At 34.6% G+C, this 26,559-nt stretch carries 29 protein-coding genes; 12 read left to right on the top strand and 17 right to left on the bottom strand.

Going from position 1 to position 26,559, the window contains the following annotated elements:
• Position 1: 1 nt before the first annotated feature.
• From H2O64_RS03635 to H2O64_RS03625, 3 genes are read left to right on the top strand one after another with little or no spacing between them, the layout of a single operon-like run.
• The gene (locus H2O64_RS03635) at positions 2–2,983 is read left to right on the top strand and encodes an amidohydrolase family protein (RefSeq protein ID WP_187561155.1); all 2,982 of its coding nucleotides are present in this window, start codon (positions 2–4) and stop codon (positions 2,981–2,983) included.
• A gap of 11 nt (positions 2,984–2,994) precedes the next feature.
• Positions 2,995–4,293 carry an amidohydrolase family protein gene (locus tag H2O64_RS03630; protein WP_187560786.1) on the top strand — a complete coding sequence of 433 codons (1,299 nt, stop codon included), beginning with the start codon at positions 2,995–2,997 and terminating at the stop codon, positions 4,291–4,293.
• A 49-nt stretch (positions 4,294–4,342) separates the two neighbouring features.
• Positions 4,343–4,753 carry a hypothetical protein gene (locus H2O64_RS03625; RefSeq protein WP_187560785.1) on the top strand — a complete coding sequence of 137 codons (411 nt, stop codon included), beginning with the start codon at positions 4,343–4,345 and terminating at the stop codon, positions 4,751–4,753.
• 78 nt (positions 4,754–4,831) lie between these two features.
• On the opposite strand, the gene H2O64_RS03620 is transcribed toward H2O64_RS03625, so the two are convergent.
• The 4 genes from H2O64_RS03620 to H2O64_RS03605 all read right to left on the bottom strand — a co-directional run bounded on the left by H2O64_RS03620 (position 4,832) and on the right by H2O64_RS03605 (position 8,441).
• On the bottom strand, positions 4,832–5,638 hold the full coding sequence (locus H2O64_RS03620; RefSeq protein ID WP_187560784.1) for a DUF6503 family protein: 807 nt from the start codon (positions 5,636–5,638) through the stop codon (positions 4,832–4,834).
• A gap of 254 nt (positions 5,639–5,892) precedes the next feature.
• Complete coding sequence (locus tag H2O64_RS03615) at positions 5,893–6,345, bottom strand: hypothetical protein (protein ID WP_187560783.1); 453 nt, start codon at positions 6,343–6,345, stop codon at positions 5,893–5,895.
• 176 nt (positions 6,346–6,521) lie between these two features.
• Positions 6,522–7,286: a hypothetical protein gene (locus tag H2O64_RS03610; RefSeq protein ID WP_187560782.1), complete on the bottom strand. Its 765-nt coding sequence runs from the start codon at positions 7,284–7,286 to the stop codon at positions 6,522–6,524.
• A gap of 282 nt (positions 7,287–7,568) precedes the next feature.
• A complete protein-coding gene (locus H2O64_RS03605) occupies positions 7,569–8,441 on the bottom strand; it encodes a T9SS type A sorting domain-containing protein (RefSeq protein ID WP_187560781.1) in 873 nt (290 codons plus the stop codon).
• Positions 8,442–8,587: 146 nt separating this feature from the next.
• Between H2O64_RS03605 and H2O64_RS03600 the strand changes: the two genes are divergently transcribed.
• The gene (locus H2O64_RS03600) at positions 8,588–9,394 is read left to right on the top strand and encodes a TrmH family RNA methyltransferase (protein ID WP_187560780.1); all 807 of its coding nucleotides are present in this window, start codon (positions 8,588–8,590) and stop codon (positions 9,392–9,394) included.
• Between the two features lie 4 nt (positions 9,395–9,398).
• Here H2O64_RS03600 and H2O64_RS03595 read toward each other — a convergent pair whose 3' ends face one another.
• A complete protein-coding gene (locus H2O64_RS03595) occupies positions 9,399–9,587 on the bottom strand; it encodes a hypothetical protein (protein ID WP_187560779.1) in 189 nt (62 codons plus the stop codon).
• A gap of 175 nt (positions 9,588–9,762) precedes the next feature.
• Between H2O64_RS03595 and H2O64_RS03590 the strand changes: the two genes are divergently transcribed.
• A complete protein-coding gene (locus H2O64_RS03590; RefSeq protein ID WP_187560778.1) occupies positions 9,763–11,976 on the top strand; it encodes a RelA/SpoT family protein in 2,214 nt (737 codons plus the stop codon).
• A 79-nt stretch (positions 11,977–12,055) separates the two neighbouring features.
• Here the strand turns inward: H2O64_RS03590 and H2O64_RS03585 are convergent, their stop codons facing one another.
• The 5 genes from H2O64_RS03585 to H2O64_RS03565 form a co-directional block, all read right to left on the bottom strand.
• A complete protein-coding gene (locus H2O64_RS03585) occupies positions 12,056–12,274 on the bottom strand; it encodes a class I lanthipeptide (RefSeq protein ID WP_187560777.1) in 219 nt (72 codons plus the stop codon).
• Positions 12,275–12,441: 167 nt separating this feature from the next.
• Positions 12,442–12,663, bottom strand: a complete 222-nt coding sequence (locus H2O64_RS03580; RefSeq protein WP_187560776.1) for a hypothetical protein — start codon at positions 12,661–12,663, stop codon at positions 12,442–12,444.
• Between the two features lie 31 nt (positions 12,664–12,694).
• Positions 12,695–12,919 carry a class I lanthipeptide gene (locus H2O64_RS03575; protein WP_187560775.1) on the bottom strand — a complete coding sequence of 75 codons (225 nt, stop codon included), beginning with the start codon at positions 12,917–12,919 and terminating at the stop codon, positions 12,695–12,697.
• Positions 12,920–12,944: 25 nt separating this feature from the next.
• Positions 12,945–13,190, bottom strand: coding sequence for a class I lanthipeptide (locus H2O64_RS03570; RefSeq protein ID WP_187560774.1), 246 nt, complete (start codon positions 13,188–13,190; stop codon positions 12,945–12,947).
• 41 nt (positions 13,191–13,231) lie between these two features.
• Positions 13,232–13,618: a class I lanthipeptide gene (locus H2O64_RS03565; RefSeq protein ID WP_187560773.1), complete on the bottom strand. Its 387-nt coding sequence runs from the start codon at positions 13,616–13,618 to the stop codon at positions 13,232–13,234.
• A gap of 160 nt (positions 13,619–13,778) precedes the next feature.
• Between H2O64_RS03565 and H2O64_RS03560 the strand changes: the two genes are divergently transcribed.
• The 7 genes from H2O64_RS03560 to H2O64_RS03530 all read left to right on the top strand — a co-directional run bounded on the left by H2O64_RS03560 (position 13,779) and on the right by H2O64_RS03530 (position 20,532).
• The gene (locus H2O64_RS03560; RefSeq protein ID WP_187560772.1) at positions 13,779–14,231 is read left to right on the top strand and encodes a Fur family transcriptional regulator; all 453 of its coding nucleotides are present in this window, start codon (positions 13,779–13,781) and stop codon (positions 14,229–14,231) included.
• Positions 14,232–14,267: 36 nt separating this feature from the next.
• Positions 14,268–15,539 (top strand): adenylosuccinate synthase, encoded by a 1,272-nt coding sequence (locus tag H2O64_RS03555; protein WP_187560771.1) that lies wholly within the window; start codon positions 14,268–14,270, stop codon positions 15,537–15,539.
• A gap of 125 nt (positions 15,540–15,664) precedes the next feature.
• A complete protein-coding gene (locus H2O64_RS03550; RefSeq protein ID WP_187560770.1) occupies positions 15,665–15,964 on the top strand; it encodes a hypothetical protein in 300 nt (99 codons plus the stop codon).
• Positions 15,965–15,967: 3 nt separating this feature from the next.
• Positions 15,968–17,833 carry a DNA mismatch repair endonuclease MutL gene (mutL, locus tag H2O64_RS03545; protein WP_187560769.1) on the top strand — a complete coding sequence of 622 codons (1,866 nt, stop codon included), beginning with the start codon at positions 15,968–15,970 and terminating at the stop codon, positions 17,831–17,833.
• Positions 17,834–17,836: 3 nt separating this feature from the next.
• Positions 17,837–18,607 carry a rhomboid family intramembrane serine protease gene (locus H2O64_RS03540; RefSeq protein WP_187560768.1) on the top strand — a complete coding sequence of 257 codons (771 nt, stop codon included), beginning with the start codon at positions 17,837–17,839 and terminating at the stop codon, positions 18,605–18,607.
• Complete coding sequence (locus H2O64_RS03535; protein WP_187560767.1) at positions 18,607–19,494, top strand: rhomboid family intramembrane serine protease; 888 nt, start codon at positions 18,607–18,609, stop codon at positions 19,492–19,494. Before H2O64_RS03540 ends, H2O64_RS03535 begins: the two co-directional genes overlap by 1 nt.
• Positions 19,495–19,497: 3 nt before the next feature.
• Entirely contained in the window at positions 19,498–20,532 is a 1,035-nt protein-coding gene (locus tag H2O64_RS03530; RefSeq protein WP_187560766.1) for an endonuclease/exonuclease/phosphatase family protein, read from the top strand.
• Between the two features lie 147 nt (positions 20,533–20,679).
• Here H2O64_RS03530 and H2O64_RS03525 read toward each other — a convergent pair whose 3' ends face one another.
• The 7 genes from H2O64_RS03525 to H2O64_RS03495 all read right to left on the bottom strand — a co-directional run bounded on the left by H2O64_RS03525 (position 20,680) and on the right by H2O64_RS03495 (position 26,507).
• Positions 20,680–20,988, bottom strand: coding sequence for a DUF6122 family protein (locus H2O64_RS03525; protein WP_187560765.1), 309 nt, complete (start codon positions 20,986–20,988; stop codon positions 20,680–20,682).
• Positions 20,988–21,608: a WbqC family protein gene (locus H2O64_RS03520; protein ID WP_187560764.1), complete on the bottom strand. Its 621-nt coding sequence runs from the start codon at positions 21,606–21,608 to the stop codon at positions 20,988–20,990. The genes H2O64_RS03525 and H2O64_RS03520 overlap by 1 nt, the downstream gene beginning before the upstream one ends.
• 220 nt (positions 21,609–21,828) lie before the next feature.
• Entirely contained in the window at positions 21,829–23,391 is a 1,563-nt protein-coding gene (gene lepB / locus H2O64_RS03515) for a signal peptidase I (protein ID WP_187560763.1), read from the bottom strand.
• Between the two features lie 94 nt (positions 23,392–23,485).
• On the bottom strand, positions 23,486–24,187 hold the full coding sequence (gene dapB, locus H2O64_RS03510; protein WP_187560762.1) for a 4-hydroxy-tetrahydrodipicolinate reductase: 702 nt from the start codon (positions 24,185–24,187) through the stop codon (positions 23,486–23,488).
• Between the two features lie 32 nt (positions 24,188–24,219).
• The gene (locus H2O64_RS03505; protein WP_187560761.1) at positions 24,220–24,831 is read right to left on the bottom strand and encodes a DUF5683 domain-containing protein; all 612 of its coding nucleotides are present in this window, start codon (positions 24,829–24,831) and stop codon (positions 24,220–24,222) included.
• Positions 24,821–25,726 carry a ParB/RepB/Spo0J family partition protein gene (locus H2O64_RS03500; RefSeq protein ID WP_187560760.1) on the bottom strand — a complete coding sequence of 302 codons (906 nt, stop codon included), beginning with the start codon at positions 25,724–25,726 and terminating at the stop codon, positions 24,821–24,823. The genes H2O64_RS03505 and H2O64_RS03500 overlap by 11 nt, the downstream gene beginning before the upstream one ends.
• Positions 25,727–25,742: 16 nt before the next feature.
• Complete coding sequence (locus tag H2O64_RS03495; RefSeq protein WP_187560759.1) at positions 25,743–26,507, bottom strand: ParA family protein; 765 nt, start codon at positions 26,505–26,507, stop codon at positions 25,743–25,745.
• Positions 26,508–26,559 lie beyond the last annotated feature (52 nt).

Genomic DNA, 26,559 nt, shown 5'->3' with positions numbered 1-26,559 from the left:
AATGAAAAAATCGTATTTGCTGCTGTTATTACTTTTGTTTAGCCTTCCCACTTTTGCTCAGGATTACTTTCCTAAGAATGATGGCGTTAAAACAGAAGAACACACCATAACAGCATTTACCAACGCAAAAATTTATGTCACGCCAACACAAGTGATAGAAAACGGAACACTTCTCATACAAGATGGAAAAGTGTTACAAGCTGGAGCTAATGTTTCAATTCCTAAAAGTGCTACCGTTGTAGACTTAACAGGAAAAAGTGTGTATCCTTCATTTATTGATCCGTATGCAAACTTTGGAATTAAAGCACCAAAAAGAAGTTTCGACAGAAACTCACCACCACAATATGATGCCAAACGTCAAGGATATTACTGGAACGATCACATTCGCCCAGATACAGATCCAATGACAACATTTACGTATGACAATAAAAAAGCAACTGACTTATTAAAAGCTGGTTTTGGAACTGTAAACACGCACATGCATGACGGAATTGTTCGTGGAAACGGAATGTTAGTCGCACTAAACTCTAACGGAGATAATAGCATGCGCATCTTAGACAATCGTTCTGCGCAATACTTATCGTATCAACGTAGCAACTCAACACGTCAAGCTTACCCTACTTCATTAATGGGAAGCATGGCTTTGATTCGTCAAATGTATCACGATGCAGATTGGTATGCAAAAGGAAAAGCAAAACGTAGAGATTTAGCCTTAGAAGCTTTAGCTAACAATAAAAACTTAGTTCAAATATTTCATTCTGGAAACAAGCATAATAGTATCAAAACTGATGCAATTGGTGACGAATTCGGAATTCAATATGTACTCATCGGTGACGGAACCGAATATGAAAACATTAATGCCATGAAAGCAACAAATGCTTCGTTCATTATTCCGATCAACTTTCCAAAGGCGTATGATGTTTCTGATCCGTATGCAGCAGGCGTTGTAGAATTAGAAGCGATGAAACATTGGAATCAAGCACCTTCTAATCCGAAAGCATTGGCAGATAAGGGAATTGTATTCAGTTTCACAACACACGATTTAAAATCGCCAAAAGAGTTCATGGGTAACTTGCAAAAAGCAATTACGTATGGTTTAGATAAGACAAAGGCTTTAGAAGCATTGACAACAGTTCCGGCACGTATCTTACAACAAGAAGATAAAGTTGGAAGCTTACAAAATGGTCGTCAGGCAAACTTCTTAATTACTTCTGGAGATATTTTTGACAAGAAAACAGTCATCTACGAAAACTGGGTACAAGGAAATCAAAATGTATTCAAAGACAAATCACACAAAGACCTTCGCGGAAAATACGCGTTTAATGTCGCTGGAAATGTATATGATGTTACTATTGCTGGAACGCCAGAAAAGTTGAAATCAACTGTGATGAAAGATTCTTTGAAATTAGGATCTAAAATTTCTTTTAAAGACAACTGGTTACAATTACAATTTACAACTGCTGACACGACAAAAACAGAATTTATTCGTTTGACATCGCCAGTGCGTAATGCAACTTTTTTCGCTGGAAAAGCAATATTAGCAAATGGTTCTGAATCTTCATTCAACGCAACACAGAAAGAAGTTTCTGGCTCAAAAGATAAAAAAGGAGACAAAAAAGGAAAAGATAAAAAGATGGAAGCGCCAAAAATGTTCCCGCTTTCTTATCCAAATGGAGCCTACGGTTCGGCAGCTTTGCCACAACAAGAAACCATTCTATTTAGAAATGCTACGGTTTGGACAAATGAAAAAGATGGAATTCTTCAAAATACAGACGTGTTAGTAAAAGATGGTAAAATAAGTCGCATTGGTAAAAACCTCAGCGCAGGAAATGCCAGAGTGATTGATGCAACAGGAAAACACTTGACATCGGGAGTGATTGATGAACATTCACATATTGGCGCATTTGCCATTAATGAAGCTGGACACAATTCTACAGCGGAAGTAAATATGGAAGATGTAGTAAACCCAGAAGATGTAGATATTTACAGAAACTTAGCTGGTGGTGTCACAACGATTCAGTTACTACACGGATCTGCAAATCCAATTGGCGGACGTTCTGCTATTTTACGATTAAAATGGGGACGCTCTGCAGATGATATGCTTTTTAAAGATACGGACGGATTTATCAAGTTTGCACTAGGAGAAAACGTAAAGCAGAGTAATTGGGGCGATACTGAAACAACACGTTTCCCACAAACACGTATGGGAGTTGAGCAAGTGTTCACCGACTATTTCCAAAGAGCAAGAGAATACGAAGCAAAGAAAAAAACGGGAACGTATCGTTATGATATTGAAATGGAAACGATTTTAGAAATTCTAAATAAAAAACGTTTTGTGTCTTGTCACTCGTATGTACAAAGTGAAATTAATATGTTAATGAAAGTTGCGGATGAATTCGGTTTCAACATTAACACCTTCACACACATTTTAGAAGGTTACAAAGTAGCGGACAAAATGAAAGCACATGGCGCTGGAGGTTCTACCTTCTCGGATTGGTGGGCATATAAGTTTGAAGTAAATGATGCAATTCCGTATAACGGAGCAATCATGCACAGTCAAGGTGTTGTGGTAGCATTTAACTCAGATGATGGCGAAATGTCTCGTAGATTGAATCAAGAAGCGGCAAAAGCTGTAAAATATGGTGGCGTTTCGGAAGAAGAAGCTTGGAAGTTTGTCACGCTGAATCCTGCTAAATTATTACATATTGATGATAAAGTTGGAAGTGTGAAAACTGGAAAACAAGCAGATTTGGTTTTATGGACAGCTCACCCAATGTCAATTTACGCGAAAGCGCAAACGACCATGATTGAAGGAACTGTTTATTTTGATTTAGAACGCGACACTCAATTGCGTAGAAAGATTAAAAACGAACGTACAGAATTGATGAACATGATGTTGTTAGAGAAAAACAAAGGCATGAAAACACAAGCTGTGAAGAAAAAAGATAAAGTACATCATCATTGTGATACTGTTGAATTTTAAACGAAACTGACATGAAGAAACATATTTATATATACACATTATGCTTAACTGTTTTGTTCAGCGGTTTAAGTTTTGCACAACAAACGCCTGCACCTAAACAGTCGCAAGCAATTTCTATTGTTGGTGCTACAGCACACATTGGAAATGGACAAGTTATTGAAAATGCTACCGTAGTATTTGAAAATGGAAAAATAGTGCGCGTTGGTGCTTCTGCAACGACACAAACTTCGGGAACTGTAATTGACGCGAAAGGAAAACATGTATATCCTGGATTTATTGCACCAAACTCAACACTCGGTTTGGTGGAAGTTGATGCGGTAAGAGCAACACGTGATCAAAGTGAAACTGGAAGTTTTAATCCGCATATTCGTAGTTTGATTGCTTATAACACAGAATCGAAAGTTGTAGAAAGTTGTAGACCAAACGGAATTTTAACGGCACAAATTACGCCACGTGGCGGACGCGTTTCTGGAACTTCGTCTATAGTACAACTAGATGCTTGGAATTGGGAAGATGCAGCCGTAAAAGTGGATGATGGAATTCATATGAACTGGCCAAACAATTTTTCGCGTGGTCGTTGGTGGCTTGGAGAACCAAGAGGTTTAACTCCAAATAAAAACTATGCAAAGCAAGTTCAAACTATTAAAGATGGATTCAATGAAGTTTTAAGCTATTTGAAAGGTTCTAAAAGCCCAAAACACTTGCCTTTTGAAGCTATGGAAAGTTTAATGAACGGTTCGCAAACACTGTTCGTTCACGTGAATACTGAAAAAGGAATTTTAGATGCGATTGATTTCGCCAAGCAAAACAAACTAAAATTAGTGATTGTTGGCGGATATCATGCACACAAAGTAGCGACAACATTAAGTCAAAACAATATTCCGGTTCTTTTACACAGAACACATTCTGTTCCTAATATGGACGACGAAGATTATGATTTGTCATACAAAAAAGCAAAAATCTTAACAGATGCTGGCGTTTTGGTTGGATTGGAAAATAGCGGACAGATGGAACGTATGAATACGCGTAATTTACCATTTTTAGCAGGAACTGTTGCGGCACATGGCATGGATAAAGAAAAAGCGTTGCAATTAATTACATCAAACACAGCTAAAATTTTAGGCGTTGACGATCGTTTAGGAACACTTGAAGCTGGGAAAGATGCGACACTATTTATCAGTGAAGGAGACGCGTTAGACATGCGTGGAAATATTTTAACACATGCGTTCATTCAAGGGCGAACGTTGAGTTTAGAGACGCATCAAACAAGATTATGGAAGCGTTATATGGATAAATACGACGGAAAGTAGTAACTTTATAGAACAACATGCTACGTATACACTTATAAAAGATAAAGCTATGCACTATATAAAACGATTCATTCTGGTACTATTCTTAGGCGTTACAGTACAACTGTCAGCGCAAGAAACATCAAAAGATGTTCAGACTTTAGATGAAAATATTGAAGAGTTTAAATTACCAACCTTTTCAGAATTATCTAATGATATTGCAACTGATTATACAAATGTTTTAGAGTCTTTGCCTAATTTATCGAATATTGGTGCTTATGTAGATAAAGAGATCAGAAGAGGATTCCCGTTTGAACATAGTACAGTATATACTGTTCGAAACTTTTCAAGTGAGCACTCCATACTTCCGAATGTAAGTCCAATACGTTTTCAACTGCGTAATATTTTGAATACTATTATGTTTACTGGATTTGATGCAAATCAATTACACTTGAACGAATCCTATAAAGGACCGAATTAAAAATATTTACATACTTAACACAAAAATGCCTCTTCATAACGAAGAGGCATTTTTTGTACACTAGTTTCCTTTTTTCAATTATCCTTTTGGAACAACAACGCCATCAGCTGGCTTCTCGTACATTTTGTTGTCCATCGTTTTTTTGTTTAAACTTACATTGGTAAATTCTACTGAGTTTCGAACTTCCAGCACCTTATTATCTTCACTTTTGTGCCATGTCAATGTTTTTGGCAATAAAACGCCATTTACATTTTGCCAATCACTGTAACGAATGTAACTTACCCTTGTACTTGGTTTTCCGTTGAAATAGGTTACGGTATAGCCTAACCATTCCATTTGAAACGTTTCAGGATTATAGTAGATAAAGTAATTATCTTCTGGAGAATCGCCTACATTATCGCCATACGAAATTTTATACCCAGGATATGAAACACCTTCATACGAAAGACTTTCCACTTCGCTATATATAATTCCATCGTCACCTAAAACAAAAGGCATTGCATAAAAATAGAAATATAAGTTATGATAAAAACGTGCGTTGCTTTTAAAAGCTGTGGTGTCTTTTTGTGCCAGCCAAACATCTTTTCCATCATAACCAATGGTGAAATTTTTTCCTTCCAAACGCGTTTTCCGCGAATGCAAATCTGTGATGTGCTTTTCTGTTGCTTCTGGCTTAACCATTTCATACACCAAGGTTTGTGCTTCATTCCAAGTGTCAATTCCGCCATGCGCATCAAATACTTTTTGTAAATTCTCTGGATATGTTTTTGTGGCAACTTTTACTTCTTCTTTCGTTGTAGTTTCGGGAGTTTTCGCCTTTTTCTGATCATCTTTACAAGCAATGATTAAGAACATTCCTAATATTGCTAAAATACCTTTTTTCATTTGGTTGTTAGTTTTAGATTTCTTGCTGAGTCGGATTACTTTTCTATTCATTACATGGATTGTGGAATAGTTATGCTGAATGAATTGAGTTCGAAGTGAATTTTGCAAAAAGCCTTTTATAACTTTGAGAACATTTTTGGTTTTTATTTTATTTGCTAGAAGATATAAAAGAAAGACATCCTTACATAAGCCAAGAATTAGTTGCCTTTTATACAATTACGGGCTTGTGGAATGGTTACCTTTGTTGTAATGCGTTATTCTATTCGGTTGATATAGTTTTTAATTTTTTCAAATAGTCGTTTTTCTTGCATTCTGAAAATAAACCAAAACCATAATAGAGAAACAGGAAGCAATAAATAAATCCAAATTGGAAAATCTTCTCCAGCCATATAGCCACAGAAGAAAATAAACACAAAAACGAAAAGAGCGAAATATAATTCAATTCGCATTTTTGTTTTCAGTTCAATTCGTGTATTTCCATTTTCAGTCTCAGTTAATTTCCCATAACCTTTAATTCCTTCTGTTGCTCCAGGAAATCCATCTACAATTAGTGTTCCTAATGAAAAATTAGATAAGAATTTAAAGTCGTTTTGGTCAATCCATTCCAATTCAAATTCACGTTCTTTATTCAGCTTTATCTTTTTTTTCAATTCAGGTATAGTTCCGTTAAATTCAATTGAGTCTTTTAATAGGATTTGTTCTGTCAATTTCAGGTTGGTTTTTTTAATGCACTAAAACGTATTCGTATATGGCTAGTTGCGTTGGCAAGAACTAAGTTAATAAAAGAAAATAAACCCATAGCAAAATCTGCTAGAATTTTCCGAGTACACATAGAACCAGCAATTAACTATACACGTTGTGCCTGTTGCACAAGTCTAAGTTATTATTCATAGTCGTAATATAAAATATTCACGATTTCTTTAGTTTCAAAATCTTTAACAAGTTCTTTTTGCAGTAGACCATTTTCAAAGTAATAACTTTCTGTTTCATCCATAAACTGAGCCTCACCAGTAATTTTGATTTTCCCTAATAATGTTTTTTTATATTCAAGATGTGGATATTCAATTAATTTAAAGAGCTTATCATCTTTATATTCATAAAGTGTTTTCTTTACACTTCCTTCATATTTAAAATATAGACATTCAATCAAGTAGCCATTTTCATTCAAAGTATATTTTACTTTGTCTGGTTCATCAAGATGTATAATGTTATTAATGGACTTTGCTTTGTTCCATTCGTGCTTTATTCTATATTCTTCTCCATCATTATAAGCGTAACGCTCGAAGGACAAATCATCTTCTAAGTATTCGAACTCTCCAGTGTAAATTTTTACTTCTTTTTCGTTTTCAATATTTATAAGAACTTCTCTTGTTTTTTTACTATTCGAATAAGTGAATTTTTTAATTGAATCAAATTCCCTTTTATCTATCGAATCTTCAAATAGATAAAATTTAATAACAGAATCATTATTCAAATGTTCATATTCGGATATTATGCCATTTCTATAATCAATAATTTTAGAAACTTTTTTGTCTTTGTAAAAGTATTCTTTTCTAATATCTTTTTGTTCATCTGATTTTGTATAAATCGTTAGTTTATTAAAATCAAGAGGTGCTAATAGCGGATCAAAATGTCCTTTAAATATCATTCGTTTTTAATTTTGGCTAACGTTTTTCTGTATGATTTCGTTACGTATTTCAGCAACTAATTTAGCAAATTAAAACCGAATAGAAAATTCGCAAAGATTTTCATAAGTAGGCGAGAACAAGCAATTACTTATAGCCATTTTTGTGGCTAGTTTTTATTGCTTTCCTGAAATAAACTATCTTCAAAACACAAGGAAATAAGTTATTTATATATTTTCTATTAGTTTAATAGTTTATGCTGTTTGTCATTGCTACTACTGGATTGTTTATATAAATTAATCTATTTACTCAATGATAAATCGTTTGGTCAATGTTCCTTTTTCTTTCGTTTGAATCTTTAAAATATAGAATCCGGCTGTGAAATTGCGAACGTCAATAGAAACTTCATCATTTCCTGAAATTACATTTTGTTGATGGATTAATTTTCCATTCACAGAATACATTTCTAAACGCTCAACTTGTGTGTTTGCTTCCATTTTTAGGATCAATTCATTCTGAACAGGATTTGGGTACATTACAATTGTACTCGTAGTTACTTCTTCAACAGATAATGCACAAGGCAAAGGTTCCTCGGTAAATGTAACCGAATCAGAATAACTACAATTGCTTGAGTTATTTTGATCCGTTACTGTGACCGTATAGTTTCCTGGAATATTCACAGTAACAAAAGGTGATGAAGCATTAGATCCACCTGGAAGCGTCCAAAAGTAACTATATCCTGGTCCAAAATCAGTTCCTATATCAAAAGGGTTTAATAACATTCCTGTAGCATCTACACATCTTATTGAATCTTCTGGTAGCGTTACAACTGGCAATGGATTTAGCAAGATGTCAAAACTTGTCGTATCAAACATTGCTCCTCCACTTGCATTATCTTCCAAACGTACAAAAATTGTTTCTGCAGTGCTCGAACTGCAATAAGGAATTGGCAATGGATTAAAATCACTGTCAGCATCAAATTGTGTAGCATGAAAGGTAACTGTGTAGTCACTAGGATTTTGACTTCCTAAAATTTGAGGAATTAGAAAAGTAAAATCAAAACATTCAACACCATCATTATTGTCATCACACAATTCAAGATTTCCAGGTTGATTTGCGACTTGGGCGCTTATAATTTTGGTAGAAAGAATAAGCACAAAGAGTAGTAATTTTTTCATAAGTAATCGGTTTTAAAATTTATCAAAAATACTTTAAATACTTCCTACAAAAAAACTTCTTACAAAAATATAGTGATGGTTCATAAAAACGCAACAACATACACACTTGTGTACGCTAGTATAGCTAATATTTCTATATTTGCAGCATGAACAAAGAGATTTCTAGCACGCAAAATGCTATGGTGAAATATATGCTGCAACTTCAAGAGAAATCACGAAGTCGAAAGAAAGATGGCAAATGTATTTTAGAAGGTTTTCGTGAGTTAACGCTTGCGCTAGATGGAAATTACACCATAGACACGTTGTTGTTTTACCCAGAAATTTGTTCGCACGAACGTGTGCAAGAATTGTTGAAAAACACCAAAAATTCACCCGAATGCATCGAAATCTCGAAAGATGTGTATCAAAAGATAGCCTATCGCGGAAGTACAGAAGGCATCTTGGCTATTGTTGAAACGAAAGAACATTCGCTCGAAACGATTACATTTCACAACAAAAAACCTTTAATTTTAGTCGCAGAAGCTCCTGAAAAACCAGGGAATATTGGCGCGCTACTTCGCACCGCAGATGCTGCAAATGTAGATGCGGTTTTTATTGCAAATCCGAAAACTGATTTATACAATCCAAATATTGTACGATCGAGTGTTGGTTGTGTATTTACGACACAAATTGCGATGGGAAGTTCTGCCGAAATCATTTCATTTCTGCAAAAAAAAGAAATTGCAATCTATTGTGCAGCATTGACAGCTTCTGAGAATTATCATGTACAAGACTTCAAAAACGCAACCGCTATTGTTGTGGGAACAGAAGCGATTGGTTTAAGCAGTGAATGGTTAGAAAACTCTACCCAAAACATCATCATTCCGATGCAAGGAAAAATTGATTCTATGAATGTGTCTGTTGCCGCAGCTATTCTCATCTTTGAAGCCAAGCGACAGCGTAATTTCACTTAAAATACTAATCAAAAGAAGGACAACTATTCAAAAGTAAACATCTACCACCAAAGGTAAATGGCACACAAACCCAACAATTGGCTGGTCCACAATCTGAGGTTTGTGAACACGGTCCAAATCCGCCGCCCAAAATGTTACCTTGTTCTTTTTTAGTTAAAACTTGAACTTCTTTAATATTTAAAATAGTTTTCATGGTAGTAATTATTTATAATTTATGTTTTTAATCTACGTAACTTATTGATAATCAAAATACAATTAACACATAAAAAATGTATGGGAAACCAATACATTGCAGGAAATTTACTTTCTTTTCTAAATTCATAAAACATACCTTGCTTGTTACATTTCTTTAGCTTAATTTTAATTCTATGACAGAAGTTGATATTGAAAAAGAAAATGCAGCGATTGCCAAACAGTATAAAGAACTGTTACGTATCAGTTATCAAGTACTTTCCGATGATGATAAAAAAATCATCCGAAAAGCATTTGATATCGCTGTTGATGCGCATAAAGATCAGCGACGAAAAAGCGGTGAAGCGTACATTTTTCATCCAATTGCTGTTGCTAAAATAGTAGCTTCTGAAATTGGAATGGACGCAACTTCCATTGCTTCTGCCCTATTACACGATGTCGTAGAAGATACAGAGTATACTTTAGAAGATATCGAACGTATGTTCGGAATTACCGTTGCAAAAATTGTAGACGGACTCACCAAAATTTCACATCTAAAGAAAGATAAAGATGTTTCAATGCAAGCGGAAAATTTCCGAAAAATGCTATTGACCATCAATGATGATGTACGTGTAATTATCATTAAAATTGCCGATCGACTGCACAATATGCAAACGATGGGTTCTATGCCTGCGCACAAACAAGTCAAAATTGCTTCTGAAACACTCTACATTTACGCACCATTAGCGCATCGTATTGGATTGTACAATATTAAAACTGAATTGGAAGATTTAAGTTTAAAATATACAGAACCAGAAGTTTTTAATGACATTCAAAATAAAATTGAAGAAAGCAAAGAAGAACAACAAGAATATATTGACAACTTTGCTTCGGTGATTAAAAACTCTTTAGACAAAGAAGACTTAAGCTATGAAATAAAAGGTCGTTTTAAATCAATCTTTTCCATTCGTAGAAAAATGGTGAAGCAAGGTGTAACTTTTGACGAAGTATATGACAAATTTGCAATTCGGATTATTTATGAAACGGAAGATTTAGAAAATGAAAAATTCGTCGCGTGGAAAATTTATTCCATTGTAACAGATCATTTTCATCCCAATCCTGTGCGTTTGCGCGATTGGATTTCTTCGCCAAAATCTACTGGATACGAAGCCTTGCACATTACTGTGATGGGACCAAAAGGGCGTTGGGTTGAAGTACAAATTCGCTCGCATCGGATGCATGAAATTGCAGAAAAAGGATATGCGGCACATTTTAAATACAAACAAGGGGAACAAAAAGAACACGGTTTAGAACCTTGGTTAAACAGGTTACAAGAAGCACTAGAAAATCCGGAAATAAATGCAGTTGATTTTGTAGAACAGTTTAAACTGAATTTATATGCTAAAGAAATTTTTGTGTTTACACCTACGGGCGATTTAAAATCGTTGCCAAAAGGTGCTACACCGTTAGATTTCGCGTTTAGCATACATACACAAGTTGGATATCATACACGCGGCGCGAAAGTAAACGGAAAATTAGTCCCGCTAAGTCACGAATTGAAAAGTGGCGATCAAGTGGAAGTAATTACGTCTGATAAGTCAAAACCGAACGCAAACTGGCTAGATTATGCAACAACTTCGAGAGCGCGTTCTAAAATAAAATCGTCTTTAAGAGAAGAAAAAAAGAGTATTGCAGAAGAAGGAAAGGAAATTTTACGCAGAAAGTTGAAGCAATTAAAAATTCCGATGGATGAACAAGCTATCAATGAATTGGTGAATCATTTTAAGCTAAAAACAAGTTTAGATTTATTCTATCGTGTTGGTATTGGCACAATTGACAATCAAAAATTGAAAGAATTCGTGGCGCAACGCGGAAATAGTATCTTCAAATTTTTCAAAAATAAAATTAGAAGAGCTCCATCAATTCCACATGAAGAAATCAATCAACCTGAAGTTTCCAATCGATATGATTTAATTGTTTTTGGGAAGGAAGAAGAAAAACTCAATTATATATTAGCAAATTGTTGCAATCCAATTCCTGGCGATCCTGTTTTTGGTTTTGTTACTGTAAATGAAGGAATTAAAGTACACAAAAAAGATTGTCCAAATGCGGTGAGTTTGCAAGCAAATTACGCCTATAGAATCATGCTAGCAAAGTGGATTGATTCTTCTCAGGAAGAATTTACTGCACTGTTAGAATTCACAGGAATTGACAATATGGGCTTAGTGAACGAAGTGACAAAGATTATTTCTAATAACATGCACGTAAATATCCGGAACATCAGTTTTGAAACAAATGACGGTATTTTTATGGGAAGAGTGACAGTCGTTGTAAAGAATAACAGCATTTTAAAGCGATTGATGACCAAATTAAAAAAGATCAACGGAATCGAAAAAATAGTTCGTAAATAAAATCATAAATAAGAAAAGCTGTCTAAAAAATAACAAACGATATTTCAGACAGCTTCCTTTACACTAATTTAGTGACTAATTAACACTCATCACATACTTCAGGACACGTCATAGAACAGTAACATGTTGCAATAATAGTACATGCATCGTGTTTAGTTCGTTTCGTTTTAACCGTTGGCATTGGTTCTGTAGGCACTTCGCTAGGAACATCGGTTCCACCTTGAAGATTAAAAGTTTCTAAACTAGAAATTACTTTTTTCCCAAGTTTTAATTTTGGATTAAATTCTTTTTTTTTCATAATTTATTAATTTTTAATATCCTTTATAGTTTGAATTTACTGTAAAAGAAAATGATGATTTTTTTCTTTATTCAAATTAAAAAACTAAAGCATAGCCTTAGCTACGGTTTCTTTTTTCAGTAAAGAAGAAAGGAAAAAAGGGCATTTTATTACAGTAAATTCAAATGTTAAATGGTATAACTACAAATCTCTTTTGTTTCACAATACAGCGTACACACATCACCGTGTGTTTCGCATACTTCTGGTTTGGTCACAAAAGTTGTAGGTCTAATAGTAACCGCTACCGTCATTGCAATTGGGTCAGTTCCTCCTTTTACTTTTTTACAATCTAAATTGGAAATAACTCGCTTTTTTAATTGTAATTTTTGTTTGAAATCTTTTTTCTTCATGGTCAATTTTTATATTTTTTCAGTAAGTCAACTAACAATCTCGTTCTGTTTTACAAGCGTCATCTTCAGTAACACAGTGCATACTACAATTACATGTTGCGATATGCGTACACAATCTATATTGTGTTTTAATTGTAATAATAATAGTAGTCACTGGTAGTGGAATATCTGTTCCTCCGTTGATAGCAGATGCTTGTAAATTAGAGATTACATTTTTCCCTAATTGTAGTTTTGAATTAAATTCTTTTTTCTTCATTCTAAATGTTATTTAAAGTAGATTTTTAATTTGGTGGGCAAACACAAGCCGTTTCTACGCAACTTGGTGGAATTGTTGTGCATCGTGTAGAACCTTCATCACAAACTTCTGGTTTTGTATAAAGTTCAATAGTTATCCTAACTGTTTTCACAATAACATACGTAACTGTTTGAATTACTCCATCGGTTCCACCTTGGAGGCTATTTTGTTGTAAATTTGAAATCTTATTCTTTCTAAGATTAAGTTTTGAGTGAAATTCTTTTTTTTTCATCTGTATGGTTTTTAAGTTTTTAAGTTGTAAAGTCATTGCAGTTAAACCGATGGACACGTATCCATGCAGGTTGGAGGAAATGTAGTTACTTGAGTGGTATCAACAGGCTGTGGATCAGGACATGTTTCTTTCGTAACATCACCCACGCAAATACGCGGATTCGTTATATACGCTGTCGCAATTTTAATGGTTGTGATGATAACATAGGTTACAGTTGCAATGGAATCTGTCCCTCCATGTAAGCTATTTTGTTGAAGATTAGAAATTACTCTTTTTCCTAAACTAAGTCTGTTGTTGAATTCTTTCTTTTTCATTATATATAAAGCATTAAGATTAATCGCATTGGTATTGATGCCTTTATAGGCACGTTGCGATACTGTTTTATATAGAACTTTAGGAGAACACACATTTCTGATAATCAGAAACATACTTACTAAAAGTACATTTTTAAAAGCGAAAAAACAAACAAAAACCTAACATCCAACAATAAATCCGATATACTTTACTTCACTATTTGAATTCCAACCGATAATATGTCTCTAAATTTGAAAAATAAGTGTAAATTTGTTTTTTAAATCTTCAGCCAAGATGCAACAACATATTGAGGAAAATAATCAAGATATTGTAAAAAACGTTTTTACAAAGTTTTTAGAAGATAACGGACATCGAAAAACTCCAGAACGCTTTGCCATACTACAAGAAATCTATGAAAGCGAAGAACACTTCGATATTGAATCGCTATATATCAAAATGAAAAATAAAAATTATAGAGTTAGTAGAGCTACGCTGTACAACACTATTGAACTTTTATTAGATAGTAATCTGGTTCGTAAGCACCAATTTGGTCAAAACCAGGCACATTACGAAAAATCATATTTTGACAAACAACACGATCATATCATCCTTACCGACTCTGGCGAAGTGATGGAATTCTGTGATCCACGAATACAAAGCATCAAGCAAACGATAGAAGACATTTTTGATATTGACATTCACAATCACTCATTATACTTTTACGCTACAAAGAAAAACAACAACTAAGAAAACTAACAACAACACACTAACTCAATCATTACAATGGCAGTAGATTTACTACTCGGACTTCAATGGGGAGACGAAGGCAAAGGAAAAATTGTTGACGTACTTACCGCTAACTACGATATTATTGCACGTTTTCAAGGTGGACCAAATGCTGGTCATACCCTAGAATTTGACGGAATTAAACATGTATTACGTACCATTCCATCTGGAATTTTTCATGAAACCGCTACCAATGTAATTGGAAACGGTGTCGTAATCGATCCTGTGGTTTTCAAAAAAGAATTAGACGGTTTGGCGCAATTTAATATTGACATCAAAACGAAACTAATCATTTCAAGAAAAGCACACTTAATTCTTCCAACGCATCGTTTGTTAGATGCAGCTTCTGAAGCTTCCAAAGGAAAAGCAAAAATTGGTTCTACACTGAAAGGTATTGGCCCAACATACATGGACAAAACGGGAAGAAACGGAATTCGTGTTGGCGATTTAGAATTGGACAATTGGAAAGAAAAATATCGTGCATTAACCAACAAGCACGAAGCAATGATTAATTTCTACAACGTAGATGTTCAGTACGATTTAGAAGAAATGGAAGCAGAATTCTTTGAAGCTGTAGAAGTTTTAAAAGCGTTACAATTCATTGATAGTGAAGAATATTTACACCAAGCCCAAAAAAGCGGAAAAACCATCTTAGCAGAAGGCGCACAAGGTTCGTTACTAGATATTGACTTCGGAACGTATCCGTTTGTAACTTCTTCTACGACTACGGCTGCTGGTGCATGTACAGGTTTGGGAGTTGCACCTAATAAAATAAAAGATGTTTTCGGAATCTTCAAAGCGTATACAACACGTGTAGGCTCTGGACCTTTTCCAACGGAATTATTTGACGAAGTTGGATCAGAAATGGCGCGTATCGGACGTGAATTTGGTGCTGTAACAGGTCGCCCAAGACGTTGCGGATGGCTTGATTTAGTCGCGTTAAAATATACAGCACAAGTAAATGGTGTTACACAACTCATGATGATGAAAGGCGATGTGCTTTCTGGTTTTAAAACCTTAAAAGTATGTACGGCTTACAAATATAAAGGCGAAATAATTTCACATTTCCCATACAATATAGAACCTGAAAACATTGAGCCAATCTATACCGATTTTAAAGGCTGGAAAGAAGATTTAACAAAAATGAGTGATCCTTCTCAATTTCCAAAAGAATTGAATGATTACATTGAATTCCTAGAAAAGGAACTCGAAATACCGATTAAAATTGTTTCTGTTGGCCCTGACAGAATACAAACAATACACAGATAATCAAGAAAAAAGCTTCCAATTTGGGAGCTTTTTTTAATTCTAAGCAACAGTATTTTAACAATTTTTATAGTTTTAGGAATGGTTTTTGTTTAGTTTTTAGGTAACTTTGATATAATTCTACGCCTATGTTTTTAAAAGGAAATGTTTTTAAATTAAGAAAGAACAAACGATTCAATTATACACCTCGTTACTATGAAGGTAAAGAGAAAGGAAACGTTTATGAAATAGAGTCACGATTTATAAAGCAAAGAGAAGCTCTCAATGTGAACGACTTTGGAGGACATTGGAAAGAAGCACGTAAAGCCAATAGACATCGAGGAAACCGTGAAGTATCTATACGATTGATTATAATCATTGCCATACTCACCTTGATTTTCTTGTATTTTATTGACTTTGACCTATCAATATTTACTAGAGGAAAATAATACATGGCAGACATAATAAAGCTTTTACCTGATCATGTTGCAAACCAAATTGCAGCAGGTGAAGTAGTGCAGCGACCTGCATCAGTGGTAAAAGAGTTACTTGAAAATGCAATTGATGCACAAGCTACCGAAATCAAACTGATTGTAAAGGAAGCTGGAAAAACACTTATACACGTTATTGACAACGGATTTGGAATGAGCGAAACTGATGCGCGACTTTCATTTGAACGTCATGCTACGTCAAAAATTCAAGCAGCAGAAGACTTATTTAATTTACATACCAAAGGGTTCCGTGGAGAAGCCTTGGCATCTATTGCCGCAATTGCGCATGTGGAATTGCAAACAAAAAAAGCAGATACCGAACTTGGAACACGCATTAAAATTGAAGGCAGTCAAATTACAGCGCAAGAAGTTGTGACTACACCAACAGGAAGTTCAATTGCCGTAAAAAACCTGTTTTACAACATTCCAGCACGCCGAAACTTTTTAAAATCCGATACCGTAGAATTGCGTCATATTATTGACGAATTTCAACGTGTTGCCCTAGCGCATGCAGATATTGGGTTTGTGCTCTATCACAATGGAAACGAATTATTCAACCTTCCGCAAAGTAATAAAAGACAACGTATCGTAAATATTTTAGGTGGCAAAACAAATGAAAAACTCGTTCCTATTGAGGAAGATACAGATATTGTAAAAATAAATGGTTTTGTTGGGAAACCCGAATTTGCTAAGAAAAGTAGAAACGAGCAATTTTTCTTTGTGAATAATCGATTCATAAAAAGTCCGTACCTACATCACGCGATCAATGCTGCGTTTGAAGGTTTACTGAAAGAAAAGATGCAACCGAGTTATTTTATCTATTTAGAAGTAAACCCGGAAACGATTGATATTAACATTCATCCCACAAAAACAGAAATAAAATTTGATGATGAACATTCGCTATATGCGATGTTACGCGCGACGGTAAAACACAGTTTGGGACAATTTAATATTGCGCCTGTACTCGATTTTGATCGCGATGCGAATTTAGATACACCATACGATTACAAAAATAAGCAAGGTGCGATTCCTAAAATTCAAGTAGATCCAAGCTTTAATCCGTTCGCAGACGAAAAGAAATTTTCAAGAAATACAGCAACTGCACCTAGGTATTCAAACTTTAAAAAAGAATCCACCGAAGGTTGGGAAAGTTTGTATGTAGGATTGGAATCTTCAAGAAATGATACGACCCGATTTTCAGGCGAAAGTATCGAATTTGAATCGGAAGAAGTCACAAGTTCATTATTTACGAATGATGAGCAAAGAGACGCACTAACCTATCAATTACATCGAAAATATATTGTAAGTTCTATCAAATCAGGAATTGTAATTATTGATCAACACCGAGCGCATCAACGCGTTTTGTACGAACAATTATTAAAAAATATTACCGTAAGCGAAGCGGTAAGTCAACAATTATTATTTCCGGTAACGTTTACCTTCACGACAAGTGAAATTGCACTTTTAAAAGAAGTCAAAGAAAGTCTAGAAAACATCGGTTTCATGTTTGCAAACATTACAGATGATACTATTGAACTTTCTGGAATTCCATCAAACATTTCTGAAAGTGAATTGCAAATTATCATTGAGCAAATGCTAAACGACTTTCAAGGAGAAATTCCCGATACAGGATTCAGTCAAACAGACGTTTTAGTAAAATCATTAGCGAAAAGCATGGCAATTCGCACTGGGAAAAAATTAGAAGTAGCAGAGCAAGAAGCCTTAGTAAACAATCTTTTTGCCTGTAAAGAACCGATGGTTTCGCCTTTTCAAAAAACAATTTTCATCACACTAAGCGTAGATGATTTAGATAAAAAATTTATATAAATTATGATGCGCATTACAGATACCGTAAAACATATAATCATTGTCAATGTGATTCTTTGCCTAGCTACCGTAGTATTGGCAGGTAGAGGCATTGATATTTCACGATATTTAGCACTCTTTTTTACAGACAATCCAAACTTTGGGTTTTGGCAACCTGTAACGAGCATGTTTATGCACTCTATTACGAGTCCAACACACATATTATTCAACATGTTTGCGTTGTGGATGTTTGGCTCACGATTGGAAATGGAATGGGGCACGGGAAAATTTTTAGCGTTCTATTTTATTACGGGAATTGGTGCAGGATTGTTACACACCATCGTAAATTATTACGGTGTATATAGCAATGTCAGTATTTTAGTAGATGCTGGTTATAATAAAGCTGATATTTTTAGTGTATTAAACAAAGGAAGTTTTTATTATTCTACTTTATGGGAAAACGTTTTAACTCCTGATCAATTGCTAAAGCTTCTAAAATCATACAATACTCCTGCTATTGGAGCTTCGGGCGCAATTTATGGAGTTATGGTTGCGTATGCAATGACGTATCCAAATGAGAAACTCATGTTATTATTTCCACCAATTCCAATCAAAGCAATGTATTTAGTCGGTGGTTTAGTTACGTATGATTTCTTGGCAGGTTTTTTTGGAGGCACAGGAATTTTTAGAGAAGGAAATATAGCGCACTTTGCACATTTAGGTGGCGCATTAGCAGGTTTCCTTTTAATGTGGTATTTTAACAAAACTCAGTTTAATAAAAATCGTTGGAATTAATGGATTATAGAACACGCATAACGACTTTATATCGCGGATTTAACGCAGCTGAAAAGTTGATTTTTATCAATATCGTTATTTTTACAATCGTTGCTTTGTACAATACAATTTACCATTCATTGACAAAGACACATTCAACATTTTTTGTGGAATATTTCACGCTTCCTAATGGTTCGGAGTTATTTTACAAACCTTGGACAATCATTACGTATGCGTTTATGCATGTCAACTTTTTTCACTTAATTTTCAACTGTATCGGATTATATTTTACTGCACGAATTTTTAATACCTTTTTTACTGAAAAACAATTCATCACAGTCTATACTTATGGAATTTTTGCAGGTGCAATTTTATTTCTAATAGCGTATAACGTACTTCCAGCTTTTGCAGATGAACCCGCTCTTTTAATGGGCGCATCGGCAGCTATATTAGCAATTTTGGCAGCTGGCGCAACCTATTCACCGAATCTTATTGTGAACCTGTTTGGCGTATTTCCTGTTAAATATTGGATCATTGCGGCTTTGTTAGTCGTTTCGTATATTTCATACATTCCGTATAGTAATGCAGGTGGACATTTTGCTCATATTGGCGGCGTGCTTATTGGATATTTCTATGTAAAACAACTCACAAAAGGAAATGATATTGGAATCGGTTTTGAACGCTTTTGGGAAAGCTTGACGAATTATTTTACATTCAAAAAGAAATCTCCATTAAAAACTGTATACAAAAACAAAACAAAAAAACGTTCTACAAAAACGACTACGTCATCACCAAATCAGCAACAACGTGAAATTGATGGCATTTTAGATAAAATAAGTAAGTCTGGTTATGAAAGTCTGACCAAGCAAGAGAAAGATTTCTTGTTTAAAGCAGGAAAGAATAATTAATATATGAGTGAGAAGAAGAAAAAAATAAGCTTTTTAGGTAGAATCATCTTCTTCTTAAACTCTGTATTTGCAGCGTTGCTTCTCTTGTCCTATATTTTACCGTATGCAGTTCCAAAAAGCTTCCCAATTCTGTCTGTGCTAAGTTTGTTAGTTCCTGTGTTTATTGTGATTAATTTTTGCTTTATGGCCTTTTGGATTTTAAATGTCCGAAAACATTTCTTACTATCACTTTTTGTTTTAATTCTTGGCTATTCGCATGTAACTTCATTGTATAAATTTTCAGGAAACACCACAGAACCATCGCAGAATGCAATTTCGGTGATGAGTTATAATGTGCGACTGTTTAATATTTATGATTGGATCAAGGAAGATCATATCGATAAAAAGATTGTAGATTTAATTCGTTCAGAATCACCAGATATCATTGCTTTACAGGAATTTCATCGCAATCAGGAAGCAGCTTTTAGCTTTTATCCGTATAAATATGTTGCTTTAAAAAGTAAGAATGAAAAAACGGGACAGGCTATTTTTTCTAAATTTCCGATTTTACATAAAGGTTCCGTAGAATTTCCAAATACACCAAACAATGCTATTTATATTGACATTTTAAGAAACAACGATACCATTCGCGTATACAATTTGCATTTACAATCGTTGCGCATCAATCCGCAAAAAGAAGAGTTTTCTCAAAAGAATTCCGAGCGTTTGTTGAAACGTATGGCGAATACATTTAAGATGCAGCAATCGCAAGTAGAACTCTTTGAAATCAATCGCACGAAGTGTCATTACAAGAAAATTATTTTGGGCGATTTTAATAATACACAATTCTCCAATGTGTATAAAACCATTAAAGGCAACATGAAAGATGCGTTTGTGGAATCCGGGAAAGGATTTGGTAAAACACTTGATTATCCTTTTTTCCCGATGCGAATCGATTTTATTCTCGCAGACGAATCGTTTACCGTAAATACGTTTCATACCTTCTCAGAACATTATTCGGATCATTTTGCGATAAAGAGTGTGATTTCTTTAGATTGAAACATTAAATAATTTAAAGTGTTCTCGACTGCGCTCGAACTGATAATAGGAATACTATGAATCCTGTTATATCAAATCTAAAAAGTCAAAAAATCTAACAATCGAAGAAAGTCTAAGCAAGTCCAACAATCGAAGAAGTCTAGCTCCTTACATCATCCAACAATCGACTGCATCCGCCAAAATATGCAGCAACAATCCGATTCCTAATATGCGCGTTTTTTTAAACAGTAAAAATCCTGCGTAGACAGCAATTGCATAATAGGTGTGTAATGGATGAAAGTTAATGCTACAACGATTTGGATCAAAAATAGGCGTTGCGAGTAAGTGATCGAGATCGATCAGCATGCAAAGAATGAATACAAAATAGGTGATTTTCCAGTTTTTTCGATAGATTAAAAGAGCAATCAATACTGGAAAGATAAAGTGTAATCCGTAATGAATACAGGTTCGCAACATTATAAAATAGTTTGCTTTTCTAAATACGAAAGTGCATTGGTTCCTTCATTGAAGAGTAAATCCAAAATACTAAGATTTGGAATGAAACCATGTTTTGCTTCAAAGACTTGCGTATACGTATCAAAACCATAATCTGGTTCTTTTTTTACTGTGGCAAGTTTTCTAAAATCGTGAATGTCGGTTACAATTGGTTGGTATTCTTTGGTTTTTGTAGTTTCAACTTCCAATTGCAGGCAATCATTTACAAGTTGAATTGTATCTAAATTTAAGTCCAATAAAAACGTGTATTCTTTTTCAAAAAGCGGTTTTAATTCGTCTTCATAATATTCAAAAAAAGGTGAAGTTCGATATGCCGATTCTAACGATCTCCAATGCAATCGCTGCCAAGGAGTTTCGTTTGCAATTTGAATGTCTTTGTATTTTTGATGTTTTTTTTCTTTACGATGTCGTATAGGAATGTTGAACATGAGTTTCCCGTTCGCATCATAAATATACGTTCGATTGCGATAGGTTTGCTTCTGGAAATTATCTTCCATTTCAACGACTATATTCGTTGATTTTGCAAAGACTACATAATGCGCAATGCTTGGGAAATATGTTGGATGTACCAAGGTTTTCAATCCGTTACGAGTTATGAGTTATGAGTTATGAGTTATGAGTTATGAGTTATGAGTTATGAAAGTTGCTTTTGTGTAATTGAGTAGCAACCTGACAACATTATCAAATCGTTACATTTTCAAATTATCAAAAGTCAATTCCTGCTTTAAAAGGTTCTCAGTAGCTTCGCTATGTATTTTCAATCAAAATATATTTTAATTACAATAATGCTCGAACTGAAAACTACGCTTTCTTCTTCTTCTTTCTAAAATAATTAAACACAAACCAACCTCCTAGTAAAATAAGGAAGTATTTAAAATATGAAACTGGCGCACCGTCACCACTTACCGTTGTAAATAATCGGTTCCAACGTATTTTATTGAAGCCTTTTCCGTTCGTGTCCCAACTCATCCAAACAAATACAGGTTTTCCTAATACATGGTCAAAAGGAACAAATCCCCAACTTCTAGAATCTTGCGAGTTTCCTCGGTTGTCTCCCATCATCCAATAGTAATCTTGTTCAAATGTATAGGAAGTAATTACGCGATCATCAATTTTAATTTGATTGTCTTCTACGGTTAAATTCTTCCCTTCGTATTCTGAAATTGCCCTTTTATATAAAGGAATATTTTCTAGGGTTAATTGAACCGTTGTTCCTCTAGCAGGAATATCAATTGGTCCAAAATTGCTATTGTTCCATTGGTAATTATCATTGTGAGGAAAAACAGAAGTATCTATTTGTCCAGCTTGTTCGATGTATTTTTGAACTCTAGCAACATTCGGATGATTTTTTAATTCTTCAGCTGTTGCTTCAGTTAGCCCTGGAAATATGTACACATTTGGATTATCTGAATATGAGCCAAAACTGTCTGTAATGTCATAACGATCATGCATGTATTGCGGATTAAATCCCTGTCCTTTAGTATACACAATATATTTAAACTGTAATTTTGCGCGATTTGGCAATACATTTTGTGTTCCGTTTGTAAATACATAGCCATCACGAACTTCTAATTGATCACCTGGCAAACCAACACAACGCTTGACGTAGTTTGATCGCTTGTCTAATGGTTTGTGAATAACCTTACTATTAGGATCAGTAATCACCGTTAAGGTATCTGCTGGCCAATTGAATACCACAATGTCATTACGTTCAATACTTTCAAATCCTGGAAATCTAAAATACGGTAATTGTGGTTCTTTTAAGTACGATTTCATTCCTGTAAAAGGAATCGCGTCGTGTACCATTGGCAAAGCCACGGAAGTCATTGGTGTTCTGGGACCATAATGTACTTTACTCACAAATAAGAAATCGCCCACTAATAGTGTTTTTTCTAAGGATGAAGACGGAATTACAAAAGGTTGCATTACATACGTATGCACCAATGTTGCTGCGACAACTGCGAATAATATAGACGCAATCCACTCGCCTGCTGACGATCTTGGCTTTAAGCTTCTTTCATGCACATATTCCACATCTAACATATAATTTACATAGTAAATGTAGAGTCCTAAAGTTACAACTACCAGAATCGTTTCCATACGTTCGGTACGTCCAAAAGCACGAATGGTTTCTACCCAAATTACTGGAAATACAATCAACTGAATGATCGGTATAAATAGTAAAATAACCCAATACCATTCTTTTGGTCGATTGATAATTCGCATCAACACAAAAGCATTGTAAATTGGAACTGCAGCTTCCCAAGCTTTTCTTCCTGCTTTTACATAGAGTTTCCAAGTTCCTAGAAAGTGAATTACTTGAACGATTAAGAAAAATATTAAAAATGCCTGTGTAAATGTCATTTGATGTTATTTTGTGATTCCGTAGTGCATAAATACTGAATCCTGTTGGTTATTTACAAATATATAGGTTGAAATAGTATATATTTTTTATTTATTATATGTTTAACACGTCTTTCATCGTGTATACGCCTACGCTATTTTGAATCCACTCGGCTGCCACAACAGCGCCCAAAGCAAAGCCTTGTCGATTGTGTGCTTCATGTTTTATAGCAATCGTATCAATGGAAGATGTATAGGTAATTTCATGTGTTCCAGGAACATCTGGAATGCGTTTGGCAACAATCGGAATTTCGTCAGCAGCTTCTGTTTTATCTAGTTTCCAATTAGTATAATCTGTATGTTGCATGATGTCTTCTGCCAATGTAATTGCCGTTCCACTTGGCGCATCAAGCTTTTTCGTATGGTGAATTTCTTCGATGTCAACGTTGTAATCTTCTAATTGCGACATCATTTTCGCCAAATAAGTATTCATCTCAAAGAAAATATTCACACCCAAACTAAAGTTGGAAGCATAAATAAACGCACCTTTTTCAGCTTCGCACAAAGCAATAACTTCATCGTACTTTTCCAACCAACCTGTCGTTCCTGAAATGACAGGAACTTGCTGTTTGATACAATGTGTTATGTTTTGAAAAGCGGCTGAAGGAATACTGAAATCTATGGCAACATCAACATTTGTAAAGTCGTACGATGCAATATCACTTGAAATTTTATGAACAATCGTGTGTCCACGTTGAAGCGCTACTTTTTCAATTTCCTTTCCCATTCTACCATAACCGAGCAATGCAATATTCATACGCTATTGTTTTTGAATGTATCGTGCAACGACTAAAATTTGAAATTGAGCGTTACTCCAAGATTTCGATTGAAATCAATTTCATTCTGATCAATATGTGGACGCAACGAGAGATCGTCACTTACGTTAAATTGTAACAAGTGTGCATCTACATTAGCGTCAACAATATTCAGCACATACGCAATAACCGTTAATAATAAGGATAAATCACGATTTCGCTGATAGAATTCTTGTGCATCAATTAATGCATTATCATCTGCTACAACATTTTGAAATTCATCATCCGTAAAACCAGCCAAACGCCTTTTATACGCACGTCTGTATCGATTGTATTTGTTGTTGTTATCTACATAAAAGTAAATTCCGGTTCCTAACGCGGCATATACTAACGGAATTTTCCAATACTTTTTATTATACGCTTGTCCCAATCCGGGTAAGATTGCCGAATAGAAAGCTGCTTTTGATGGTGACAACGGATCAATTACGACCTTTTCTGCATTTGCATTTACAGTGTCCACTACCTTTAAAACAGATGCTTCTTTCGTCTTTTCTTTCACATCTTTCTTCTCTGTGTCTTCTTGCGACCACGATAATTGGCATGCAAAACACAAGAAACATAGTGCTAAAATGATTCTATTTCCCACTCTTTAGTAATTTTTTAATTCGAGCAAAGTCTTCTTCTGAATGAAACGGAATGCTAATTTTTCCTTTTCCATTACTCCCAACTTTCACTTCTACTTTATGACCAAAATATTCAGAAAAATCACGAACTCCTTTTTTAATGTACTTTGGAAGTTCTTCTTTCTCTTTCGTTGGCGTATCTATTGTTTTATCTTTTTTATAATTCTTTACCAATTCTTCTGTATCACGAACAGATAATGATTTGGTGAGAATCATCTCGTAGATTTCCAATTGGTCGTTTGTATTTTCAATATTGACCAAGGTACGTCCGTGTCCCATACTTAGGAAACCATCGCGCATTCCTGTTTGAATGATAGGATCTAATTTTAACAAACGTAAATAATTGGCAATCGTAGAACGTTTCTTTCCAACACGTTGACTCATCTGCTCTTGCGTCAAGCTAATTTCGTCAATCAATCGTTGGTATGATAACGCAATTTCGATCGGATCTAAATCTGAACGTTGAATGTTTTCTACCAATGCCATTTCCAACGATTCTTGATCGTTCGCAATACGCACATACGCAGGAATGGTTTCGAGTCCTATTAATTTAGAAGCTCTAAAACGACGTTCTCCAGAAACTAATTGAAATTTTTCAAAACCTAACTTACGTACAGTAATTGGTTGAATTACACCTAATTCTTTTATAGACGATGCTAATTCACGCAATGTTTCCTCATTAAAGTTGGTTCGCGGTTGAAACGGATTTACTTCAATCGTACCAATTGCAAGTTCTACAATACTTCCAACGACTTTATCAGCATTCTTGTCTGAAACCGACGTGATATCATTTTCAGGATCTTTTAATAATGCAGATAATCCTCTTCCTAACGCTTGTTTTTTTGTTGCCTTCGCCATAAATCTTACTTTGCCACTATTTATTTTTCTTAATCACTTCGTGTGCTAAACTTAAATAATTACTCGCACCTTTACTACTTGCATCATACTTAATAATACTTTCGCCATAACTTGGTGCTTCGCTCAATCGTACATTTCGTTGAATAATGGTTGTGAACACCATATCATTAAAATGTTTTTGTACTTCTTCTACCACTTGGTTCGATAAACGCAAACGAGAATCATACATTGTTAATAACAATCCTTCAATATCTAAATCAGCATTGTGTATTTTTTGAACACTTTTAATAGTGTTTAATAATTTTCCTAAACCTTCCAATGCAAAATACTCACACTGAATCGGAATCATCACAGAATCCGCAGCAGTTAATGCATTTAAAGTTAACAATCCTAACGATGGTGCACAATCAATTAATATATAATCGTATTGATCTTTAATTGGTTTCAATGCTTTTTTCAACATATATTCACGCTGATCTTTATCTACCAATTCTATTTCAATAGCTACCAAATCAATATGCGATGGAATAATACTTAAGTTTGGCGAACTTGTTTCTATCACAACTTCTGCTGCGCTTGCTGTATGTTCTAACACTTGATACGTACCTTTTTCAACGCTTTCCACGTCAATTCCCAACCCGGAAGTTGCATTTGCTTGTGGATCTGCATCAATCAATAATACTTTCTTTTCAAGCACACCTAAAGATGCCGCTAAGTTTACAGAAGTAGTCGTTTTTCCGACACCACCTTTTTGGTTTGCGATAGCAATAATTTTGCCCATGTTTTGTTTGAGGATTTTAAGCGATAAAAATACAATTATTATTGAGTTAATG

The sequence above is a fragment of the Kordia aestuariivivens genome, from assembly GCF_014397005.1.
In the GTDB taxonomy this organism is placed as follows: domain Bacteria; phylum Bacteroidota; class Bacteroidia; order Flavobacteriales; family Flavobacteriaceae; genus Kordia; species Kordia aestuariivivens.
The sequence above is the reverse complement of the archived record's forward strand: the minus strand, read 5'-3'. Positions and strand labels throughout refer to the sequence as shown.

Bases quoted from the DNA above. Each gene is read 5' to 3' on its own strand.
- H2O64_RS03585 (WP_187560777.1), bottom strand. From the start codon at position 12,274: ATGAAAAAAAAAGAATTTAATCCAAAATTAAAACTTGGGAAAAAAGTA.
- H2O64_RS03530 (WP_187560766.1), top strand. From the start codon at position 19,498: ATGAGTGAGAAGAAGAAAAAAATAAGCTTTTTAGGTAGAATCATCTTC.
- H2O64_RS03495 (WP_187560759.1), bottom strand. From the start codon at position 26,507: ATGGGCAAAATTATTGCTATCGCAAACCAAAAAGGTGGTGTCGGAAAA.
- H2O64_RS03550 (WP_187560770.1), top strand. From the start codon at position 15,665: ATGTTTTTAAAAGGAAATGTTTTTAAATTAAGAAAGAACAAACGATTC.
- H2O64_RS03590 (WP_187560778.1), top strand. From the start codon at position 9,763: ATGACAGAAGTTGATATTGAAAAAGAAAATGCAGCGATTGCCAAACAG.
- H2O64_RS03595 (WP_187560779.1), bottom strand. From the start codon at position 9,587: ATGAAAACTATTTTAAATATTAAAGAAGTTCAAGTTTTAACTAAAAAA.
- H2O64_RS03500 (WP_187560760.1), bottom strand. From the start codon at position 25,726: ATGGCGAAGGCAACAAAAAAACAAGCGTTAGGAAGAGGATTATCTGCA.
- H2O64_RS03575 (WP_187560775.1), bottom strand. From the start codon at position 12,919: ATGAAGAAAAAAGAATTTAATTCAAAACTACAATTAGGGAAAAATGTA.
- H2O64_RS03625 (WP_187560785.1), top strand. From the start codon at position 4,343: ATGCACTATATAAAACGATTCATTCTGGTACTATTCTTAGGCGTTACA.
- H2O64_RS03600 (WP_187560780.1), top strand. From the start codon at position 8,588: ATGAACAAAGAGATTTCTAGCACGCAAAATGCTATGGTGAAATATATG.
- H2O64_RS03555 (WP_187560771.1), top strand. From the start codon at position 14,268: ATGGCAGTAGATTTACTACTCGGACTTCAATGGGGAGACGAAGGCAAA.
- H2O64_RS03620 (WP_187560784.1), bottom strand. From the start codon at position 5,638: ATGAAAAAAGGTATTTTAGCAATATTAGGAATGTTCTTAATCATTGCT.
- H2O64_RS03605 (WP_187560781.1), bottom strand. From the start codon at position 8,441: ATGAAAAAATTACTACTCTTTGTGCTTATTCTTTCTACCAAAATTATA.
- H2O64_RS03570 (WP_187560774.1), bottom strand. From the start codon at position 13,190: ATGAAAAAAAAAGAATTTCACTCAAAACTTAATCTTAGAAAGAATAAG.
- H2O64_RS03560 (WP_187560772.1), top strand. From the start codon at position 13,779: ATGCAACAACATATTGAGGAAAATAATCAAGATATTGTAAAAAACGTT.
- H2O64_RS03565 (WP_187560773.1), bottom strand. From the start codon at position 13,618: ATGTTTCTGATTATCAGAAATGTGTGTTCTCCTAAAGTTCTATATAAA.
- H2O64_RS03540 (WP_187560768.1), top strand. From the start codon at position 17,837: ATGATGCGCATTACAGATACCGTAAAACATATAATCATTGTCAATGTG.
- H2O64_RS03610 (WP_187560782.1), bottom strand. From the start codon at position 7,286: ATGATATTTAAAGGACATTTTGATCCGCTATTAGCACCTCTTGATTTT.
- H2O64_RS03580 (WP_187560776.1), bottom strand. From the start codon at position 12,663: ATGAAGAAAAAAGATTTCAAACAAAAATTACAATTAAAAAAGCGAGTT.
- dapB (WP_187560762.1), bottom strand. From the start codon at position 24,187: ATGAATATTGCATTGCTCGGTTATGGTAGAATGGGAAAGGAAATTGAA.
- lepB (WP_187560763.1), bottom strand. From the start codon at position 23,391: ATGACATTTACACAGGCATTTTTAATATTTTTCTTAATCGTTCAAGTA.
- H2O64_RS03635 (WP_187561155.1), top strand. From the start codon at position 2: ATGAAAAAATCGTATTTGCTGCTGTTATTACTTTTGTTTAGCCTTCCC.
- H2O64_RS03525 (WP_187560765.1), bottom strand. From the start codon at position 20,988: ATGTTGCGAACCTGTATTCATTACGGATTACACTTTATCTTTCCAGTA.
- H2O64_RS03535 (WP_187560767.1), top strand. From the start codon at position 18,607: ATGGATTATAGAACACGCATAACGACTTTATATCGCGGATTTAACGCA.
- mutL (WP_187560769.1), top strand. From the start codon at position 15,968: ATGGCAGACATAATAAAGCTTTTACCTGATCATGTTGCAAACCAAATT.
- H2O64_RS03630 (WP_187560786.1), top strand. From the start codon at position 2,995: ATGAAGAAACATATTTATATATACACATTATGCTTAACTGTTTTGTTC.